The sequence below is a fragment of the Microlunatus capsulatus genome (assembly GCF_017876495.1).
Taxonomy (GTDB): domain Bacteria; phylum Actinomycetota; class Actinomycetes; order Propionibacteriales; family Propionibacteriaceae; genus Microlunatus; species Microlunatus capsulatus.
This window is the reverse complement of sequence record NZ_JAGIOB010000001.1, coordinates 1,746,150-1,765,742: the sequence shown is the minus strand read 5'-3', so window position 1 is coordinate 1,765,742 and position 19,593 is coordinate 1,746,150. Positions and strand designations below refer to the sequence as shown.

Here is a 19,593-nt window from a genome sequence, read left to right as displayed (position 1 = left end):
GCCGACCGCCCGCGGACCAGGGTCAGAACCCGCCGCTGCGGCGCAGGGCGCGGGGCCGGCCGTCGGGGTCGTGCACCGCCCGGTAGAGCGGCCAGGCCCACGCCCGGGTCAGCCGGCCGACCCGGGGGACGTGCAGCGGGACGAGCCGGCCGGGCGGTCGGGGACCGGCCTCCCCGCCGTCGTGCCAGGCCTGCAGCCGGGCCGCGGAGGTCGCGAAGGCGGTGGCCATGCCCTCGGCGCTGACGCAGTCGGCCATCACCTGCTCGACCGGGGCGTCGTCCACCGCCCGGTCGAGGTGCTCGGCGGCCAGGGTGAGCCGCAGCCGGCGGGCGTAGGCCGAGTGGTCGCCGCCCTCGGTGTCGACGACGACCGCGGACAGCTCGGAGTCGTGGGTCCAGGAGCGGCGGTTGAAGTTGTCCGAGCCGATGGTGGCCCAGCAGTCGTCCATCACGCAGATCTTGGCGTGCACGTAGACCGGGGTCCCGGCGTGGTTCTCCAGCCCGTAGAAGGAGACCCGGTCCCCGCCCGCCTCCTCCATCAGCCGGACCGCCGCCTGGCGGCCGAGGTCCTGGGGGACCCGGGAGAGCGGGGAGGACTGGTCGGGGCGCTGGGGGAGCACGGCGACGACGTGCAGCCGCGGGCTGCGGCGCAGGGCGTCGGCGAACGCCTGCGCCACCTCCTGCGACCACAGGTACTGGTCCTCGACGTAGACCAGCTCGTCGGTCCGGGCCAGCGCCTTGCTGTAGCCGCGGGCGACGCTGCGCTCACCACCCCGGGCGAACGGGTGGTCGCGCCCGTGCCGCAGGTCCGGGTAGGTGCGCAGCAGCTGCAGGACGTGGGTGCCGCCGGGCACCGGGGGCGGCGGCGGGGCCTGCGCGGGCAGCGGGTCGGGGCTGGTGTCGTCGCCGGAGAGCCGGTCCCGCAGCCGCTGCAGCGGGTGCCGGCTGAGGGGTGTCGGGTCCAGCCAGCGCTCGCGGAACACCGTCTCGACGTCGTGCACGCCGGGTCCGCTGATCGCGGCCTGGGCGTCGTGCCAGGCGGGCGTCGGCCCGTAGACGGCCGCCATCCGCTGCGGCTGCGGGTCGCCGGCGTGCCCGGCGTCGTCGCGCCGGGAGTGGCAGAGGTCGATGCCGCCGACGTAGGCGACGTCGTCGGCCGGGCGGGCGGCGTACCGGATGACCAGCAGCTTCTGGTGGTGCGAGCCGCCCGTCCGCACCCGCATGTCCAGCAGCACCTCGGCGCCGTTGGCCTGCAGCCGCTCGCCCAGGGTGCGGTTCTCGGCGCCGGAGAAGGAGAGGGCGTCCCAGTGCGAGCGCCAGACCAGGCCGCGGACGTCGACGCCGCGTCGGTCGGCGGCCGAGAGCAGGGTCTCGACCTCGCTGCCCGCCTCCCCGGTCAGCCGCTCGTCGGCGTCACCGCGCCAGTCGGTGAAGTAGACGAGGTCGCCGGGGCCGGTGGCGGCGATCTTCTCCGCCAGCTCGGCGAAGTAGGTGGCGCCGTGCACGAGCGGGCGGACCTGGTTCCCCGTGGACCAGGCGGTGTCGTCGGGGTGGGCGTCGTCCAGCGTGGTGCGCGGGTTGCCGCGCTCCTCCTGGCTGAGCAGCCAGTCCGCGGGGTCCAGCGCCACCGCTACGCCCGCCCCGCCGTCGCCGTCACGCGGTCACCCTAGGCCGGGACGGACCCCGGTCACCACAGCGCCCGGTGCGCCCGCGGCCCGCCTAGCGACCGGCGGTGGCCGGGTCCTTCTTGGTCGGGGTGACGACGAGCTCGGCGACGCAGACGTGCGGCGGGCTGTCCAGGACGAACTGGACGGTGCGCGCCACGTCCTCCGGGCTCAGCATGGCCACCCGGTCGCCCTCCCCGGGCACGACCGGCCGCAGGCTCAGGAAGTCGCTGTCGATGTCGCCGGGGCAGACGCTGCAGGCGCGGACCCCGTTCCGGTTCTCCTGCGCGTTGAGGTGCGCGGCCAGCGAGCCGACCGCGGTCTTGCTGGCGCTGTAGGCGACCCCGGCGTCCGGGGAGAACTGCCAGCCCGAGACCGAGGACACGAAGACGACGACGCCGCCGCCGGCCGCGCGCAGGCCCGGCAGGGCGAGGTCGACCGCCATCGCGGCGGCGGTGAGGTTGGTGTCGACGATCGCCCGGAAGTCGGCCATCGTCTGGTCGCGCCAGTACCGCCGCGGGTGGTTGAGCCCGGCGGACAGCACGAGGTCGGTGGGGGCGCCCCAGGTCGAGCCCAGGGTCTCCCAGGCCGCCTGCAGCTGGTCCTCGCGGCTGGTGTCGGCCGGCAGCTCCAGGGCCTGCCCGCCGACGTCGCGGACCAGGGCGGCCGTCGCGGCCAGGGCGTCGGGGCGGCGGCCGGTCAGCACGACCCGGGCCCCGGCGCGGGCGGCCGAGACCGCGACGGCGCGGCCGACGCCGCTGCCGGCGCCGGTCACCCAGACGGTGCGGACGGCGCCCTCGCCGTTCCCGGAGGGGGTGGGAGCAGTGCTCACGGAGGTCCTCTCGACGCTGCCCGCGGCGGCCGACCGGCGCAGGACTAGGGTGCGGACCACTCTCCCGCACCGCCCCGTCGCCACCGCCGCCGGCCCCGCCGGCCCGTCCCCAGGAGTCCCCACGTGCTCATCGACCTGCAGGACCGCGTCGTCCTCGTCACCGGCGCCGGCCGGGGGATCGGCCGCACCATCGCCGAGACCTTCGCCCGCGACGGCGCCCGGGTGGTGGCGCTCGACCTGGTGCCCGCCGAGGTCGAGGAGGTGGTCGCCGGGCTCGAGGCCGAGGGCGCGACGGTGCTGCCCGCGACGGCCGACGTCCGCGACGGCGACGCCGTGCAGCGGGTGGTCGACGACGCCGTCGCCCGCTTCGGCCGGGTCGACGTGCTGGTCAACAACGCGGGCATCAACGTCGAGGGCAGGCTGGAGGAGCTGGACGCCGCCGCCTGGGACCGCTGCTTCGAGGTCAACGTCCGCGGCACCTTCACCACCTGCCGCGCCGTCGCCCCGGTGATGAAGGCCCAGCGCTCCGGCCGGATCCTCAACGCGGCCTCCTTCGCGGCGATCGTGCCCAGCATCGGCTCCTCGGCCTACGCCGCGTCGAAGGCCGCCGTCGTCCAGTTCACCCGCACCATCGCCGGCGAGCTGGGGCCCTGGGGCATCACCGCCAACTCCTACGCGCCCGGGATGATCCCGACGGCGATGAACGGCTTCGCCGACCTGCCGGCCGACGAGCAGTCGGCCAAGCTGGACACGCTGAGCCTGCGCCGCTGGGGCCAGGCCCAGGACGTGGCCAACCTGCTCTGCTTCCTGGCCAGCGACCTCGCCGGCTACATCACCGGCACCCTGGTCGACGTCAGCGGCGGCAAGCTGGCCACCCAGGTGCCCAGCGCCGCGTACCGGGGGCTCGCGGAGGACTCGCTAGGCTGACGCCCCACCCCTGGAGAGGCCCCGCATGCTGCTCGACTGGCTGATGGTCGCCGTCGGCCTGGTCCTGACCGTGGGCACGGGGCTGTTCGTCGCCTCCGAGTTCGCGCTCGTCAACCTCGACCGCTTCGAGCTGGAGGCCCGCGAGCGCGACGGCGAGGCCGGCCTGGCCACCACCATCAACGCCCTGCGCATCACCTCGACGCACCTGTCCGGCGCCCAGCTGGGCATCACGCTGACCACGCTGCTGACCGGCTTCACCTTCGAGCCCGCGGTCAGCCGGCTGCTGGAGGGCCCGCTGACCGGGCTCGGGCTGCCGGCCGGGGCCGTGCCCGTGGTGGGCACCGTCGTCGGCCTGGTGCTGGCCACCCTGTTCTCCATGGTGGTGGGGGAGCTGGTGCCCAAGAACTTCGCGCTGGCCCTGCCGCTGCGCACCGCCCGGCTGGTGCTGCCGTTCCAGACGCTGTTCACCGCCGTCTTCCGGCCGCTGATCATGCTCTTCAACGGCACGGCCAACGCCCTGGTCCGCGCGCTCGGCGTGGAGCCGAAGGAGGAGCTCTCGGGCGCCCGCTCGGCCGAGGAGCTGAGCTCGCTGGTCCGCCGCTCCGCCACCGAGGGGCTGCTGGACGCCGACCACGCCACGCTGCTCGGCCGCACGCTGCGCTTCGCCGACCGCACCGCGTCGGAGGTGATGACGCCGCGGGTCCGGATGACCAAGGTCGGCCGGGCCGACACCGCCGAGGAGATCGTGCAGCTCTCCCGGCGCAGCGGGATGTCCCGCTTCCCGGTGGTGGGGGTCGACGCGGACGACGTCGTCGGCGTGGTGCACGTCAAGCAGGCCTTCGCGGTGCCCGTGCACGAGCGGACCCGGGTCGCCGCGGCGACGCTGGCCGTGGAGCCGGTCCGGGTGCCGGAGTCGATGAACGTCGACACCCTGCTGGGCGTGCTGCGCCGCGGCGGCCTGCAGATGGCGATCGTGGCCGACGAGTACGGCGGCACCGCCGGCCTGGTGACCCTGGAGGACCTGGTGGAGGAGCTCGTCGGCGAGCTGGAGGACGAGCACGACCGACGCCGCGCGACGCTGGAGCGCGACGGCGACGTCGTCACCTTCGACGCGGGCCTGCGCCCCGACGAGCTGCTGGAGGACACCGGCATCCGGGTGCCCGACGACCGCGAGTACGAGACGGTCGGCGGCTTCGTCACCGACGAGCTGGACCGGCTGCCCGCCGAGGGCGACGAGGTGGCGCTGGACGCCGGCACGCTCCGCGTCGAGCGGGTCGACGGGGCCCGGGTCGACCGGCTGAGCTTCACCCCCACCCCCACCCCCGCCCCGGCGGACGACCCGGACGAGGCCGACGAGGACGGGGACCCCGCCGACGGGCGCCGCGCCCGTGCCGGCGCCACCGCGGTCGGCTCCGACGAGGAGGCCCGTCATGGGTGAGTACGTGCCCGGGCTCGTCTGGCTGGTCGTCCTGCTGGCCGCCAACGCGTTCTTCGTCGGCGCCGAGTTCGCCGTCATCTCCGCCCGCCGGTCCTCCGTCGAGCCCCGCGCCGAGGCGGGCAGCCGGGCGGCGCGCACCACGCTGTGGGCGATGGAGCACGCGACGCTGATGCTGGCCACCAGCCAGCTCGGCATCACGATCTGCTCGCTGCTGATCCTCAACGTCTCCGAGCCGGCGATCCACCACCTGCTGGAGGTCCCGCTGGGGCTGACGCCGCTGTCGGCGACGGCGATCTCGGTGGTCGCCTTCGTCGTGGCCCTCGCCCTGGTCACCTTCCTGCACGTGGTGCTCGGCGAGATGGTGCCCAAGAACCTGTCGTTCTCGGTCCCCGACCGCGCCGCGCTGCTGCTGGCCCCGCCGCTGGTGCTCTTCTCGCGGGTCTTCCGGCCGGTGATCTGGTCGCTGAACGCCGTGGCGAACGCCGTCGTCCGGCTGTTCGGCGTCGAGCCCAAGGACGAGGCCACCAGCACCTACACCCTCGACGAGGTGGCCAACATCGTCGCCCAGTCCACCCGCGAGGGGACCCTGGAGGACTCGACCGGCGCGCTCAGCGCGGCCTTCGAGTTCACGGCCAAGAAGGTCGCCGACGTCGAGGTGCCGGTCGCCGCGCTGGTCGTGCTGCCGCCCGGCTGCACCCCGGCCGACGTCCAGTCCCGGGTGGCCGAGCACGGCTACTCCCGCTACCTGGTCGGCGGCCCCGGGGGGATGGTCGGCTACCTCCACCTCAAGGACGTGCTGGACCTCAGCGGCGACCAGGTCTTCACCCGGCCGGTGCCCGCCGGCCGGATCCGCCGGCTGGCCACCGTCCCGCACGACGCCGACCTCGAGGACGCGCTGGCGGCCCTGCGGACCACGGGCGCGCACCTGGCCCGCTGCGTCGACGCCGGCGGCGCGACGACGGGCGTGCTCTTCCTCGAGGACATCATCGAGGAGCTCGTCGGCGAGGTGCGGGACGCGACCAGCACGCACTGACCGGGCCGGCGACCTCACGTCCGGGCCCCGGCCGGCGTCTACCCGGTGATGAGCACCCTGCCGTTCGACGTCGTCGTCACCCGCCACGGACCCGCCGTGCTGCGGGTCTGCCGCTCCGTGCTGACCCCGCCCGACGCGGACGACGCCTGGTCGGAGACCTTCCTGTCCGCGCTGCGGGCCTACCCGGACCTGCCGGGCGGCGCCAACGTCGAGGCCTGGCTGGTCCGGATCGCCCGGCGCAAGGCGCTGGACGTGCTGCGGGCCGCCGGCCGGCGCCCCGCCGCGGTGGCGGAGGTCCCCGACGGGCCCTCGGCGCTGGGGGTGTGGCAGCCGCCGGAGGACGAGCTGTGGGACCGGCTGCGGGCCCTGCCGCCGAAGCAGCGCCAGGCCGTGGCCTACCACCACGTCGCGGGCCTGCCGCACGCCGAGGTCGCGCTGCTGCTCGGCGGGACGGCCGCCGCCGCCCGCCGGGCCGCCGCCGACGGCATCGCGGCGCTGCGCCGGGCGACGCCCGGGGCCCCGGCACCGCAGGGGCGCTCGTCGTCACCCGACCGGACCGACCCCCAGGAGCGACCATGACCACCCCGACCTCCCGCACCCCCGGGCTCTCCGCCCCCGCACAGGCCGCCACCGACGCGGCAGGTCTCTCGGCCGACGCCCAGCTGGAGCGGCTCCGGCACCGGCTCGCCGCCGCGGCGGAGGACGCGGACCTGCTCGACGTCGGCTACACCACCACCGACTCCCCGTTCGGCCCCCTGCTGCTGGCCGCCACCCGCGAGGGGCTGGTCCGGCTGGCCTTCGCCCGCGAGGACCACGACGCGGTGCTGGTGCGGCTGGCCGAGCGGGTCAGCCCGCGGGTTCTCCGGGCCCCGGCCCGGCTGGACGGCGTCCGGCGCCAGCTCGACGAGTACTTCGCCGGCCGGCGCCGCGACTTCGCCGTGGCGCTGGACCTGCGGCTGAGCAGCGGGTTCCGCCGGACGGTGCTCGACCACCTCCGCGTGCTGCCGTACGGGCGGACCGAGACCTACACCGAGGTGGCGCGGGCGACGGCCAGCCCGCGGGCCGTCCGCGCCGTCGGCTCGGCGTGCGCGACGAACCCGGTGCCGGTCGTCGTGCCCTGCCACCGGGTGCTGCGGTCCGACGGCAGCCCGGGCGGCTACGTGGGCGGGCTGGCGGTCAAGGCGGGCCTGCTCGCCCTGGAGGCGCGGACGGCCGCCGAGGACTATCGTTCCCAGGACCGGTAGCCGGCGCGAGGAGGACTCATGGACCGCACCCCTGGGCAGCACCGCATCCTGGTCGGCGTGAACCACGGCCAGGCCGACGTCGTCGTCGAGCAGGCGGTCCGGCTGGCCCGGGCGCTCGCCGCCGAGCTGGTCTGCGCCCACGTCGACGTCGGCCGGTACGTGGTGGAGGAGCGGCCCGACGGCACCGTCGTCTCCCGCCCGCTGGACCCCGACCTGCCCGAGCTGTCCGAGAGCGACTTCGACCCCGCCCTGGCCGAGCACGTCCGCGGGCTGGTCGGCGACCTGCCCGTCACCTTCCGCGAGCTGGCGGGGGACCGGGCCTACGCCCTGGCCCGGCTGGCCGACATCTGCGACGCCGAGATGCTCGTCGTCGGCAGCCGCCGCCGCGGCGTGCGCTCGGGCCTCAAGGAGTTCTTCGGCGGCTCGGTCGCGGCCCAGCTGGCGCACCGGCAGCACCGGCCCGTCGTCGTGGTGCCGGTGCAGCCGGTCAGCGCCGGCACCCCGCTGCCGTGGGAGGACCCGCCGGTCGGCTGAGGCGCGACCGGCGGGCCCGCCGGCTCAGCCGAGGTCGAGGCGGCCCGAGCCGCCCAGCACGATCCGGACCACCTGGTCGAGCTCGGGCGTCAGGTCCTGCTCGGGCACCGTCAGCTGCCACTCCCCGACCGCCACGGTGTAGACGAAGCGGTCCGCCGCCGGCCGGCTGCCGGCCAGCCGGGTGAGGTCGGTGTCGAGCAGCAGCCGGCGCACCTCCGGGCCCTGCGGGTCGCCGTCGAGGTCGAGCTCCGCGGCGCGCACGGCGCCGGCGAACCCGCCGCTGCGCCGCACCGCCACCGTCCGGGCCTCCGCCGCCGGGACGCCAGGGGCCGCGGGAGCCGGCGGGGTGGCGGGCGCGGCGTCGACCGGGACCGGCGGCGTGGCCCCGGGGGTCTCCGCGGCGGTGAGCACGCCCACCTCGGCCCAGGCGCCGCGGACCCGGGTCGCGACGTCGGCGTCGTCGGGGAAGAGCCGGGCTGCCGAGGCGACGGTGGCCTCCGCGAAGCCGACGAAGTCGACGTCGGAGCCGATGGCCCCGCCCGTCAGCGTGTCGTACCACACCCGTCCGGCGCGCTCCCAGCTGGGACCGCCGAGGGCCACCGCGGCCAGGGCGAACGCGCGGTTGGGGATCCCGGAGTTGAGGTGCACCCCGCCGTTGTCCTCCTCGGTCTCGACGTAGTCGGCCATCGAGCCCACCTGCGGGTCGCGGCCCAGCTGCGGGTCGTCGTAGGCGGTGCCGGGCTCCAGCATCGAGCGCAGGGCGCGGGCGGCGATGCCGGGCCGGAACAGCCCCTCGCCGATCAGCCAGTCCGCCGCGCCGGCGTCCTGGCCCAGCGCGCGCTGCTTGGTCAGGGCGGCGAAGACGTCGCTCACGCTCTCGTTGAGGGCGCCCGACTGGCCCTGGTAGGTGAGGTTCGCGCTGAACTGGGTGACCCCGTGGGTGAACTCGTGCGCCATCACGTCCATGGGCTTGGTGAAGCGCTCGAAGACCTCGCCGTCGCCGTCGCCGAACACCAGCTGGCTGCCGTCCCAGAAGGCGTTGTCGTAGCGCTGGCCGTAGTGCACGGTGACCGAGAGGGTGCTGCCCTGCCCGTCGACCGAGCGGCGGTCGAAGAGCTCGGCGAAGAGGTCCCACACCTGGCCCGAGGAGACGAAGGCCTCGTCGACGGCGGCGTCGCCGCTGGCCGGGTCGTCGTCGGAGCGGACGGGGGTGCCCGGCAGCGTCTCGGTGCCGCCCGCGCTGTGCACGACCCGGCGCTCGGCGACGACCCCGGCCCGCACCGTGGCGACCCGGGGGAGCAGGGCCGGCTGGAGGCGCTGCTCGCGCAGCCGCTGGTCCAGCACCAGGGTCGAGCGGCCGAACGCGCCGGCCGGGGTGTCGGCCGCGGCGGTGGCCAGGTGGTCGAGCAGGTACGGGGGGATGAAGGTGCAGGTCATGGTGTCTCCCAGGTCTCGTCGTCGGAGCCGATGCTGGCAGGGACCGCTGACACCCACGGTACGCCGGGCGGTTCGTGCGCGATTTCGCCGCGCGGACCAACTAATTCCTCAAACGTCGGCCGACACCCTTGACGGCGCCCGCTAATGGGGAAAGGCTGATCGGCGGGAAAGGGCGCGACGAAAGGCGCCCCGGTTCTCCCACCGGTCGAGATGGCCGGCACACGGTGACGGCTCCTCCACAGGGGCGAGCGATTCCACGACCACGGGGGCCGGTGGACCGGGTGCGGTGATCGGAGATCTCACGCGTAGGGGCCAGAAAGGGCACCTAACGCGATTTTGCTATGTCCTCTTGAGGACATGTCCGGTAGTGGCCACGTCTGGGTAGTGACGACCAATGCCCCGGGTGCATAGATTTCTTCTCGAAACGTCAGGGTTCCCGCCATCATTAACCCTCCCCCCCGATGGCTGGACAAAATCGGAAGGAATTCCCCCATGCGCACTTCTCGTACCGCTCGCAAGCTCGTCGCCGGCGTCACCGCTGCCGTCGTCTCCGTGCTCCTCGTCGGCGGCACCGTCGCCTCCGTCTCGTCCGACGACGCCGGCCGCGGCATCAAGGGCTCGTTCTCGACGCTCGACGGCCGCGGCATCTGAGGCCGGCTCCCGGCACCGGGCGCGGGCGACCCGTCGCCGGCGCACCGGTCGGGGAACGGGCAGGTCAGGGCCAACGCGGCATCCTTCGGGAGGCCGGAACCCTGACAGTCCCGGAAAACGGCTAGCGACGAGCCACAGCACGACCCCGTCGCCCGGCCCGCTGTTCCCCGCAGCGAGACCGGTCGCCACGCCCGACCAGCAGCGCCCGCACCCCACCGGGGGTGCGGGCGCTGCTGCGTGCTAGGGGCGCGAAGAGGCCGTGGCGCCCATCATGCCGGAAGTCTGGGTCCGGATGTACTCGGCCCGGACCATCGCCGCCCCGAGCTGCAGCCGGGTGGTGACGCCGAGCTCGTCCATCAGCTCGGAGATCCAGCGCCGGACCGACCGGACGTTGATCCCGAGGTTGCTGGCGATGGCCTGGTCGGTCGAGCCGGTCATCAGCAACGAGAGCAGCATCTGGCGCCGGGGGTCGTTCTCGGTGTAGGTCGAGGCGACGATCGGGACGGCGGTGTCCCAGACCGCCTCGAACAGCCACTGGAGCGCCTCGACCAGCAGCGGGTGCCGCACGATGGACATCCGCAGCTCGTGACCCGGCAGGTAGGACCGCATGGAGGGGATGAGTGCGACCGACGCGTCGACGATGACCAGCTTCATCGGCACGGGCGCGGTCCGCGACTTCTCGCCCTTCGCGGCGAAGAGGGTGAGCTCCTTGAGCCGGTCGGCGTCGAAGCCCGGGTGGTAGACGCAGCGCAGCTGGGTGCCGCGGTCCAGCGCCTTCCACTCCTCGGCGTCCTCCTCGAGGAGCTCCTCGTCCGCCTCCCGCTCGTCGACGTAGGGCGGCTTGTCGAACATGCAGATCTCTTTCTGCGCCTTCGAGCAGAGCTCCTTGTTGATGGCCGACATGGCCTCGCGGCCGACGATGATCCGGATGTCGTCGCTCTGGTTCTGGGTGGCCGCCAGCAGGTGGCTGTGCAGCGACTCCGCCGCCAGGCTCGCCATCTCCAGCTCCGAGAGCCGCTGGGCCTTGAGCGCGTTGGCGACGTCGGGCAGCGGGAGCGAGCGCCAGGTGCCGCGCGAGACCTCGGTGGCCAGCCCCAGCTTCCGCAGCTCGTCGAGGCGGCGCTCGAGCTCGTCGGAGGGGACCGAGCTGAGCTCGGACAGCTCTGCGCTGGTGGCGTTGCCGATCGGCGCGAGGACGAGGTAGACGGCCTCCGCCTCGGCGCTGATGCCCAGCGGCTGGAGCATGGCGTTCCTCCGGCTTCAGGTGGTGAGACTGCGACTGTAGCCACTGCTTGCCCCCGCGGCGGTGTGGTTACGCTGAGGCCGCGCGACCCCCGTTCGCGCTCCGATCGTCTCACAGCCCCCGAGGAGTCCCCGCATGCCTGAGCTCGCCCAGATCGGTGTGACCGGCCTCGCCGTGATGGGTCGCAACCTGGCGAGGAACTTCGCTCGGCACGGCCACCGGGTCGCCATCCACAACCGCACCTACGCCAAGGCCGAGTCGCTGCTGGCCGAGGCCGGCCACGAGGGCACCTTCATCGCGTCGGAGACGATGGCCGACTTCGTCGCCTCCCTCGAGCGGCCGCGGCGGGTCATCATCATGGTCAAGGCCGGGCCGGCGACCGACGCGGTGATCGAGGAGCTGATCCCGCTCCTGGAGACCGAAGACATCGTCATCGACGCGGGGAACGCGCACTTCCCGGACACCATCCGGCGCGAGGCCCAGCTCAAGGAGCACGGTCTGCACTTCGTCGGCACCGGCGTCTCGGGCGGTGAGGAGGGCGCGCTCAAGGGCCCCTCGATCATGCCGGGCGGGTCGCGGAAGTCGTACGAGTCGCTGGGCCCGCTGCTGGAGGACATCTCCGCCAAGGTCGACGGCGAGCCGTGCTGCACCTACGTCGGCCCCGACGGCGCCGGCCACTTCGTCAAGATGGTGCACAACGGCATCGAGTACGCCGACATGCAGCTGATCGCCGAGGCCTACGACCTCATCAAGCAGGGCACGGGCGCCAGCGCCGCCGAGATCGCGGCGATCTTCCGCACCTGGAACGAGGGCGACCTCGAGAGCTTCCTCATCGAGATCACCGCCGACGTGCTGGCCCACACCGACGCCGAGAGCGGGCAGGCCTTCGTCGACCTGATCCTGGACCAGGCCGAGCAGAAGGGCACCGGCCGCTGGACGGTGCAGAACGCCCTCGACCTCGGGGTGCCGATCACCGGCATCGCCGAGGCGACCTTCGCCCGCGCGCTGTCGGGCTCGCTGCCGCAGCGCGAGGCCGCGCGGGGCAAGCTCGCCGCGCACACCGCGGACTGGGACGTGCCCGACCGCGACGCCTTCGTCGAGGACGTCCGGCAGGCCCTGTACGCGTCCAAGGTGGTGGCCTACTCCCAGGGCTTCGACCAGATCGCCGCGGCCAGCGAGGAGTACGGCTGGGACGTCGACCGCGGCGCGATGGCCCGCATCTGGCGGGGCGGCTGCATCATCCGGGCCCGCTTCCTCAACCGGATCACCGAGGCCTACGAGCGCGACGCCGACCTGCCCCTGCTGCTGGCCGACGACTACTTCGCCGACGCGGTGGGCAGCTCGCTGGCCGCGTGGCGCCGGGTGGTCTCGCTGTCGGCGCAGAACGGGATCCCGACGCCGGCCTTCTCCTCCTCGCTGGCCTACTACGACGGCATCCGCGCCGACCGGCTGCCGGCGGCGCTGATCCAGGCCCAGCGCGACTTCTTCGGGGCGCACACCTACCGCCGCGTCGACAAGCCGGGCTCCTTCCACACGGAGTGGAGCCTCGACCGCAGCGAGACCGCGCTCGACGCGGGCGACGCCCAGGCGCTGCCGCCGGAGCCGGCCGAGAAGTCGGACCCGACGCCGGCCTGAGGATGCGTCCGCCCCCCTCGGCGCCCGCGGTCCTGGCGCGCCCGGTCCGGCGCGCCGCCCGGCTGGCCCGGGCGGCGGCGGCCCGGGCGGCCAACGAGGTCAACGCGCCCCGCTTCGCCCGGCAGGCCGCCGAGCGGGCGATGCTGCCCAACGGGGCGGTGGTGGTCTTCTTCGCCACCGGCCCCGAGAACCTCTACCAGTTCGAGCAGTGGCGCCGGCCGCTGGAGGAGCTGGCCTCGCAGCGGCCGGTGCTCGTCGTCGTCGACCGCGCCGACACGGGCGAGGCCGTGCTGGCGGGCAGCCGGCTGCCGGTGACGCTGGCCCGCGGGAGCGCGGCGCTGGAGACGCTGGTGGCCGAGCGGGACGTCCGGGTGGTGCTCTACCTCAACCAGGTCGAGGCCAACTTCCGGATGCTGCGCTTCGCCGCGCCCGTGCACGTCCAGCTGGGGCACGGGGAGAGCGACAAGGCCTCCAGCGTCTCCAACCAGCACAAGGCCTACGACCTCACCTTCGTCGGCGGGCCGGCCGGCAGCGAGCGGCTGGGGGCGGCCCTGCGCGGCTTCGACCCGGCGACCCGCACCGTCCAGGTCGGCCGGCCGCAGCTGGACCACGCCTACCCGGGCGCCCCCGACTGGCCCGTCGACGGCCGCCGGCGGGTGCTCTACGCCCCCACCTGGGAGGGCGACCGGCCCAGCATCGCCTACGGCTCGCTGGCCAGCCACGGCGTCGCCCTGGTCGAGGCGCTGCTGGCCGCCGGCGACGTCCGCGTCCTCTACCGGCCGCACCCGCGCACCGGCGTCGCCTCCGCGGCGCACGCCGCCGCCGACCGTCGTGTCCGCGAGCTGCTGGCCCGGGCGGGGGAGGACCACCTCGTCGACCGCGGCCCCTACGGCTGGCAGTGGACCTTCGCCGACGCCTGCGTCACCGACGTCTCGGCGGTGGCCTACGACTGGGTGGCCACCGGCAAGCCGCTCGTGGTGACCGAGCCGGCGCGCTCGGCGCTGCGGCCGCCGTCGGCGCTGCTGGACCGGCTGCCGCTGCTGGCCGGCGCCGACGCCGGGCAGGTCCTCGGGCGGCTGGACGACCAGGACCCGGCCGTGCTGGGGGACCTGACGCGGCACTACTTCGGCGACACCGCCGGCCGGGCCTCGACCGCCCGGTTCCACGCGGCCGTCGAGGCCTGCTACGCGCTGCCCACCGGTCGGGGCTGAGTGCGCGGGAGAGCCGGGCTGACGTGCGGGGCTAGAGGCCGCGGAGGAAGTCGATGTCGTCGTCCGGGGCCTGGGGGCGGGGACGGGGGCGGCTGGTGCCGAGGCTCTCGGCGTTGGGCCGGCCGAGCAGCAGCCACGCGACGGCGCCGACGAGCGGCACGCAGATGATGGCCACGGCCCACAGCCAGCGGGGCATCCGGCGGACGGCGAGCGGCGGCGCCTGCGCCACCTCGACCACGCAGTAGATCATCAGCAGGGCCACGATGATGATCGGCAGGTACCGCCCCATGGGTCGAGTATGCGTCGCGGTGCCGAGCGGGACAACCGGGCCCGGCGCGGGCGCCCGGCCGCCGTCGCCGTCGCCGCTAGGGTGGTCGCCATGCCTGCCGCCCGAACCCTGGATGAACTCCGGGTGACCAGGCGGTGAGCGACCCCGCCACCGCGTCGGCGCGGCCCGCCGACCCGACGATCGCGCAGCTGCGCGAGGTGACCCAGCCGCCGAGCGTGCGCACCCGGGCCGGCGCCGAGCACTGGGTCGCCCACGCCTACCTCCGCGACATCTCGCCGTACCTCACCCGGCTGCTGCTGCGGGCCGGCCTCACCGCCAACGGCGTGACCTGGCTGATGATCCTCAGCGCCGCGCTGGCCGCCGTCGCCACCGGCTGGCCCACCCTGCTCGGGGCGGTCCTGGTCGTGGTGCTCGTCCAGCTGCAGATGCTGCTCGACTGCAGCGACGGCGAGGTCGCCCGCTGGCGCGCGACCTCGTCCCCGCTCGGGGTCTACCTCGACCGGGTGGGCCACTACGTCGCGGAGTGCGGCATCGCCGTCGCCCTGGGCGTCCGGGCCACCGGCGAGCTGCGGGTCAGCGGGCCGTGGATCAGCGCCGGCCTGCTGCTCGGCCTGCTCGTCGCGCTCAACAAGGTGGAGAACGACCTCGTGCACGTGGCCCGGCACTACGCGGGGATGACGCAGATGCGCGACGCCGAGGAGGTGCGGGTGCCCAGCCGGGGCCTGCTGCGCCGGGCCCGGCAGGTCGCGCGGTTCGTGCCGTTCCACCGCGTCTTCCACTCCGTCGAGCTCTCGCTGCTGGTGCTGGCCGCCGCGCTGGTCGACCTGGTCGCCGACGGCGTGGCCACCCGGGTGCTGCTGGCCGGCCTGGTCGCCGCGGCGGTGGTCACCGTCGTCGGGCACCTCGCGGCCGTGCTCGGATCGGCGCGGCTGCGGTGAGCACCCCCGCAGGACCCGGCGCGGCGGACGAGCGGCCCCGGATCGGCGCCGTCGTGCTGACCATGGGGAACCGGCCCGCCGACTTCGAGCGGGCCCTGACCTCCCTGCTGGGCCAGGTCGACGTCGAGCTCGACGTGGTCGTGGTCGGCAACGGCTGGCAGCCCGTCGGGCTGCCCGACGGCGTCCGGGCCCACCGGCTGCCGGAGAACCTCGGCATCCCCGCCGGCCGCAACGCCGGGGTGCCGCTGGTCGAGGGCGACCTGCTGTTCTTCCTCGACGACGACGCCCGGCTGCCGCACGAGCGGGTGCTGGCCACCATGGCCGCGCAGTTCGCCGCCGACCCCGAGCTGGGCCTGGTCCAGCCGCGGGTCGTCGACCCCGAGGGCCGTCCCGCCCCGCGCCGCTGGACGCCGCGGCTGCGGGTGGGCGACCCGGGCCGCAGCAGCCCCGCCATGTCGGTGTGGGAGGGCGCGGTGGCCATCCGCCGCGAGGCGTTCGACTACGCCAACGGCTGGCCCGAGCGGTTCTGGTACGCCCACGAGGGCGTCGAGCTGGCCTGGCGGGTGTGGGACGCCGGCTTCCACGTCCGCTACGACGGCGAGATCGAGGTCCACCACCCGGCGATCCAGCCCACGCGGCACGCGGAGTTCTACCGCTACCAGGCCCGCAACCGCGTCTGGCTCGCCCGCCGCAACCTGCCGCTGCCGGTCGGCGTGCTCTACGTGCTGTCCTGGGTGCTCGTCGGCGGGGCGCGGCTGCGGTCACGGGTCGCGGTCGCCGAGACCCTGCGCGGCTACTGGCTGGGCCTGACCGAGCCGGGCGGGCGGCGGCGCCCGATGAGCTGGAGCACGGTCGGCCGGATGCTGCTGGCCGGGCACCCGCCCGTCATCTGAGGCCCCCGGTCAGACGTCGGGCTCCAGCACCCGCAGGTGGACGGTCGCGGTGCCGCCCAGCTCCCAGGCCTGGGCCCGGCGCACCGCCCGCTTCACCGGCAGCACGTAGGCCCCGCGGCCGGCGTCGGGGAAGACCGACGTCCGCCAGCGGCTGAGCCCCACCTGCACCTCGACGCGGACGGCGCCGAAACCCCGGGGCGGCCCGCCGCCCACGAGGTCGCGGATCTCCTCGGAGGCCTCCACCGGCACGCTGACCAGGGCCACCTCGGCGTCGGTGCGCGACTCCCAGAGGAACAGCACGGCCTCGAACGCGAACTCCACGACGCCAGCCTGGCACGGGCGGCTGGGTAGCGTGCTCCCATGAGCGCGCCAGCAGCCCCGGGCGGGGACCGGTCCTGGTCCACCTGGGCCATCGACCAGGTCGAGGCGGACGCGAACCGCAGCGCCGACACCCACCTGCACGTCTTCCCGCTGCCCCCGGCGTGGGGCGTCGACCTCTACCTCAAGGACGAGTCGGTGCACCCGACCGGCAGCCTCAAGCACCGGCTGGCCCGCTCGCTGGTGCTCTACGGGCTGTGCAACGGCTGGATCACCGAGGGGACCCCGCTGGTCGAGGCGTCGTCGGGCTCGACGGCGGTCAGCGAGGCCTACTTCGCCCGGCTGCTCGGGCTGGACTTCGTCGCCGTCATGCCCGCCTCGACGGTGAAGGAGAAGTGCGCGCTCATCGAGTTCTACGGCGGCCGCTGCCACCTCGTCGACGACCCGGGCCAGATCTACGCCGTCGCCGAGCAGCTGGCCGAGAGCTGCGGCGGCTACTTCCTCGACCAGTTCACCTACGCCGAGCGGGCCACCGACTGGCGCGGCAACAACAACATCGCCGAGTCGATGTTCGCCCAGCTGAGCCGCGAGCCCCATCCGCTGCCGACGTGGGTGGTCGTCGGGGCGGGCACCGGCGGCACCAGCGCCACGATCGGGCGCTACCTGCGGCTCAAGAAGCTCCACACCCGGCTCTGCGTCGTCGACCCCGAGGGCTCGGCCTTCCACGCCTCGTGGACCACGGGCGACTCCGGCGTCACCGCCGCGGGCTCGAAGATCGAGGGCATCGGCCGCCCCCGGGTGGAGCCCAGCTTCGTCCCGCAGGTGGTCGACCGGATGGTCGCGGTGCCCGACGCGGCCTCCGTGGCCGCCATGCGCTGGACGACGGAGAAGCTGGACCGCTGGGCGGGCGGCTCGACCGGGACGAACATGTGGGGCGCGCTGCAGCTGGCCGCCGAGATGCGCGCCGCCGGGGTGCGCGGCAGCGTCGTCACCCTGCTGTGCGACGACGGCCGGCGCTACGCCCGCAGCTACTACGACGACGCGTGGGTGGCCGAGCGCGGCTGGGACCTCGCCCCGCACCGGGCCGTGCTCGACGAGCTGCTGGCCACCGGCGTCTGGACCGGCTGAGGCCGGGCGGAGCGCCGAGCTGTCAGACGTCAGGTCGGCCCCGGCCGACCTCGGTTCTGACAACTCGGCGCTAGAGGACCCCGGCGGCGACGAGGGCCAGGCCCAGGGCGAAGGCGACGGCGGCGACGAGCTCGGCCAGCCCCGTGGCCTTGAGGACGGGGACGAGGTCACGGCCGACGGCGCCCTCGAGCACCCGGCGCGAGGCGGGCACGGCGACGACCAGCCCGGCGAGCCCGAGCAGCGCCCAGCTGGTGGTGAGCAGGGCCACGACGACGACGACCAGGGCGGCGCCCCGGACCAGGCTGACGTAGAAGATCCGGGTGCCGCGGTCCCCGAGCCGGGTGGCCAGCGTCGCCTTCCCGACGGCGCGGTCGCCGTCGAGGTCACGGAGGTTGTTGGCCACCAGCAGCGCGCAGGCCAGCGCGCCCACCCAGACCCCGGTCAGCAGGGCCGCGACGCTGACCCGGCCGGCCTGCACGTAGTAGGTGCCGCAGACCGCGACCAGGCCGAAGAAGACGAAGACGAACACCTCGCCGAGCCCGCGGTAGCCGTAGGGCCGCTTCCCGCCGGTGTAGTACCAGGCGGCGACGACGCAGGCGACGCCGACGGCCAGCAGCCACCACTGACCGGTCAGCACCACCAGGGCCAGGCCGGCCAGGCCCGCCAGCCCGAAGCAGGCGAAGGCCGCGCGCTTGACCGCCCCCGGCTCCGCGACGCCGGAGCCCACCAGCCGCAGCGGCCCGACCCGGACGGCGTCGGTGCCGCGGATGCCGTCGGAGTAGTCGTTCGCGTAGTTGACGCCCACCTGCAGGGCCAGCGCCACCACGAGGGCGAGCAGGGCGCGGACGGGGGAGAGCCCGCCGTCGAACGCGGCCAGCCCGCTGGCGGCGACCACGGGTGCCGCCGCGGCGGGCAGCGTGCGCGGCCGCGCGCCCTCCAGCCACTGGCCGGGGGTCGGGCGGGCGGTCTCGGTGGTCACGCGTCTCCTGTCGTCGGGGTCCCGGGCGCGCCGGGGGTGCTCAGCCCGGCGACGAGCCGGAGCCGGTCGATCTTCCCACTGCTGGTGCGGGGCAGCCGGTCCCGTCCGAGGACCCGGCGGGGCGTTGCGTAGGCCGGCAGCCCGGCCCGCAGGTGCGCGCGGACGGCGGCGGTGTCGGCGTCGGACCACCCCGCCCGCTCGACGACGGCGACGACGGCGGTGCCCCACTCGGGGTCGGGCACCCCGACGACGGCGACGTCGTCCCCGGCCAGCCCGGGCCAGGTGCGCAGCCGGCGCTCGACCTCGGCGAGGTCGACGTTCACCCCGCCGCTGACCACGACGTCGTCCACCCGGCCCAGCACCACCAGCCGGCCGTCCTCCCAGCGCGCGCGGTCGGCGGTCCGCAGCCGGCCGTCGACCAGCGCCTCCGCGCTCAGGTCGGGCCGGCCCCGGTAGCCCGAGAACAGGACGGCCCCGCCCAGGGCGACCCGGCCGTCGTCGGCCAGGGCGACGTCCACCCCGTCCAGCGGGACGCCGTCGTAGACGCAGCCGCCGCAGGTCTCGCTCATCCCGTAGGTGGTGACGACCCGGATGCCGGCCGCGGCCGCCGCGGCCGCCAGCGCCGGCGGCAGCGGGCCGCCGCCGACGAGCACGGCGTCGAAGGCGGCCAGGGCCCGGGCCAGCGGGGGCTGCGGGAGGGCCCGGGCCAGCTGCGTGGGCACCAGGGACAGGTAGCGCCGGCCCTCCGTCGCGGACGCGACCGCGGGCAGGTCGGCCAGGTCCGGGGCCGCGCGGAGCGCGCGGGTGCCGCCGAGGGCGGCGCGGGCCAGCACCATCAGCCCGGCCACGTAGTGCGCGGGCAGGGCGAGCACCCAGTCGCCCGGACCGCCGAGGCGCTCGTGGGTGGCCCGGACCGAGGCGGCGACGGCGTCGGCGGACAGCAGCACGCCTTTGGGTCGGCCCGTGGAGCCCGAGGTGGAGACGACGACGGCGGTGCCGGGCTCCAGGGGCTCGTCGGGCGTCAGCATGGCCAGCGCCTGCTGCCGCTCCAGCGGGGCGGGTGGCAGGGGGGCGACCGCGGGCCCCCCGGCCAGGGCCTCGGCGAGCGCGGCTGGCAGGTCCGCCGCGTCGACCAGCCGGAGCCCGGCGTCCGGGCGCCCCGGGGGAGCGCTGCCCTCGTGCTGCACGCCCGCCAGGCTA

General features: G+C 75.3%; 20 protein-coding genes. 12 read left to right on the top strand and 8 right to left on the bottom strand.

Going from position 1 to position 19,593, the window contains the following annotated elements; all coding sequences use genetic code 11:
• Positions 1-22 precede the first annotated feature (22 nt).
• Positions 23-1,627 carry a phospholipase D-like domain-containing protein gene (locus JOF54_RS08180; RefSeq protein ID WP_307803963.1) on the bottom strand — a complete coding sequence of 535 codons (1,605 nt, stop codon included), beginning with the start codon at positions 1,625-1,627 and terminating at the stop codon, positions 23-25.
• A 91-nt stretch (positions 1,628-1,718) separates the two neighbouring features.
• On the bottom strand, positions 1,719-2,495 hold the full coding sequence (locus JOF54_RS08175) for an SDR family oxidoreductase (RefSeq protein ID WP_210054615.1): 777 nt from the start codon (positions 2,493-2,495) through the stop codon (positions 1,719-1,721).
• 123 nt (positions 2,496-2,618) lie between these two features.
• On the opposite strand from JOF54_RS08175, the gene JOF54_RS08170 reads away from it, so the two are divergent.
• The 6 genes from JOF54_RS08170 to JOF54_RS08145 are packed head-to-tail and all read left to right on the top strand — an operon-like array spanning position 2,619 to position 7,671.
• Positions 2,619-3,422 carry an SDR family NAD(P)-dependent oxidoreductase gene (locus JOF54_RS08170; protein ID WP_210054613.1) on the top strand — a complete coding sequence of 268 codons (804 nt, stop codon included), beginning with the start codon at positions 2,619-2,621 and terminating at the stop codon, positions 3,420-3,422.
• Positions 3,423-3,447: 25 nt separating this feature from the next.
• Positions 3,448-4,860: a hemolysin family protein gene (locus tag JOF54_RS08165; protein WP_210054611.1), complete on the top strand. Its 1,413-nt coding sequence runs from the start codon at positions 3,448-3,450 to the stop codon at positions 4,858-4,860.
• On the top strand, positions 4,853-5,893 hold the full coding sequence (locus JOF54_RS08160) for a hemolysin family protein (protein WP_210054609.1): 1,041 nt from the start codon (positions 4,853-4,855) through the stop codon (positions 5,891-5,893). Before JOF54_RS08165 ends, JOF54_RS08160 begins: the two co-directional genes overlap by 8 nt.
• Before the next feature lie 48 nt (positions 5,894-5,941).
• Positions 5,942-6,472 (top strand): RNA polymerase sigma factor, encoded by a 531-nt coding sequence (locus JOF54_RS08155; protein ID WP_210054607.1) that lies wholly within the window; start codon positions 5,942-5,944, stop codon positions 6,470-6,472.
• On the top strand, positions 6,469-7,137 hold the full coding sequence (locus JOF54_RS08150; RefSeq protein WP_210054604.1) for a methylated-DNA--[protein]-cysteine S-methyltransferase: 669 nt from the start codon (positions 6,469-6,471) through the stop codon (positions 7,135-7,137). The genes JOF54_RS08155 and JOF54_RS08150 overlap by 4 nt, the downstream gene beginning before the upstream one ends.
• An 18-nt stretch (positions 7,138-7,155) precedes the next feature.
• Positions 7,156-7,671, top strand: a complete 516-nt coding sequence (locus JOF54_RS08145; protein ID WP_210054602.1) for a universal stress protein — start codon at positions 7,156-7,158, stop codon at positions 7,669-7,671.
• A gap of 24 nt (positions 7,672-7,695) precedes the next feature.
• Here the strand turns inward: JOF54_RS08145 and JOF54_RS08140 are convergent, their stop codons facing one another.
• Positions 7,696-9,108 (bottom strand): protealysin inhibitor emfourin, encoded by a 1,413-nt coding sequence (locus JOF54_RS08140; RefSeq protein ID WP_210054600.1) that lies wholly within the window; start codon positions 9,106-9,108, stop codon positions 7,696-7,698.
• A 492-nt stretch (positions 9,109-9,600) separates the two neighbouring features.
• Here JOF54_RS08140 and JOF54_RS08135 point away from each other — a divergent pair, with 492 nt between their 5' ends.
• Entirely contained in the window at positions 9,601-9,759 is a 159-nt protein-coding gene (locus JOF54_RS08135) for a hypothetical protein (protein WP_210054598.1), read from the top strand.
• A 240-nt stretch (positions 9,760-9,999) separates the two neighbouring features.
• Here the strand turns inward: JOF54_RS08135 and JOF54_RS08130 are convergent, their stop codons facing one another.
• On the bottom strand, positions 10,000-11,004 hold the full coding sequence (locus tag JOF54_RS08130; RefSeq protein WP_210054596.1) for a hypothetical protein: 1,005 nt from the start codon (positions 11,002-11,004) through the stop codon (positions 10,000-10,002).
• Between the two features lie 133 nt (positions 11,005-11,137).
• Here JOF54_RS08130 and gnd point away from each other — a divergent pair, with 133 nt between their 5' ends.
• Both gnd and JOF54_RS08120 read left to right on the top strand, forming a co-directional pair.
• Positions 11,138-12,637 (top strand): NADP-dependent phosphogluconate dehydrogenase, encoded by a 1,500-nt coding sequence (gnd, locus tag JOF54_RS08125; protein ID WP_210054594.1) that lies wholly within the window; start codon positions 11,138-11,140, stop codon positions 12,635-12,637.
• 2 nt (positions 12,638-12,639) lie between these two features.
• Positions 12,640-13,848, top strand: coding sequence for a CDP-glycerol glycerophosphotransferase family protein (locus tag JOF54_RS08120; RefSeq protein ID WP_210054592.1), 1,209 nt, complete (start codon positions 12,640-12,642; stop codon positions 13,846-13,848).
• A 31-nt stretch (positions 13,849-13,879) separates the two neighbouring features.
• Here the strand turns inward: JOF54_RS08120 and JOF54_RS08115 are convergent, their stop codons facing one another.
• A complete protein-coding gene (locus JOF54_RS08115) occupies positions 13,880-14,137 on the bottom strand; it encodes a PLD nuclease N-terminal domain-containing protein (protein ID WP_210054590.1) in 258 nt (85 codons plus the stop codon).
• A gap of 134 nt (positions 14,138-14,271) precedes the next feature.
• On the opposite strand from JOF54_RS08115, the gene JOF54_RS08110 reads away from it, so the two are divergent.
• Both JOF54_RS08110 and JOF54_RS08105 read left to right on the top strand, forming a co-directional pair.
• A complete protein-coding gene (locus JOF54_RS08110; protein WP_210054588.1) occupies positions 14,272-15,075 on the top strand; it encodes a CDP-alcohol phosphatidyltransferase family protein in 804 nt (267 codons plus the stop codon).
• The gene (locus JOF54_RS08105; protein WP_307803960.1) at positions 15,072-15,968 is read left to right on the top strand and encodes a glycosyltransferase family 2 protein; all 897 of its coding nucleotides are present in this window, start codon (positions 15,072-15,074) and stop codon (positions 15,966-15,968) included. The genes JOF54_RS08110 and JOF54_RS08105 overlap by 4 nt, the downstream gene beginning before the upstream one ends.
• Before the next feature lie 9 nt (positions 15,969-15,977).
• On the opposite strand, the gene JOF54_RS08100 is transcribed toward JOF54_RS08105, so the two are convergent.
• Positions 15,978-16,289 (bottom strand): DUF1905 domain-containing protein, encoded by a 312-nt coding sequence (locus JOF54_RS08100; RefSeq protein WP_210054587.1) that lies wholly within the window; start codon positions 16,287-16,289, stop codon positions 15,978-15,980.
• Between the two features lie 39 nt (positions 16,290-16,328).
• Here JOF54_RS08100 and cds1 point away from each other — a divergent pair, with 39 nt between their 5' ends.
• A complete protein-coding gene (gene cds1, locus JOF54_RS08095; RefSeq protein ID WP_210054585.1) occupies positions 16,329-17,414 on the top strand; it encodes an L-cysteine desulfhydrase Cds1 in 1,086 nt (361 codons plus the stop codon).
• Positions 17,415-17,484: 70 nt separating this feature from the next.
• Here the strand turns inward: cds1 and JOF54_RS08090 are convergent, their stop codons facing one another.
• Positions 17,485-18,393 (bottom strand): 1,4-dihydroxy-2-naphthoate polyprenyltransferase, encoded by a 909-nt coding sequence (locus JOF54_RS08090; protein WP_210054582.1) that lies wholly within the window; start codon positions 18,391-18,393, stop codon positions 17,485-17,487.
• Positions 18,390-19,580, bottom strand: coding sequence for an AMP-binding protein (locus JOF54_RS08085; protein ID WP_307803959.1), 1,191 nt, complete (start codon positions 19,578-19,580; stop codon positions 18,390-18,392). Before JOF54_RS08085 ends, JOF54_RS08090 begins: the two co-directional genes overlap by 4 nt.
• Between the last annotated feature and the right edge of the window lie 13 nt (positions 19,581-19,593).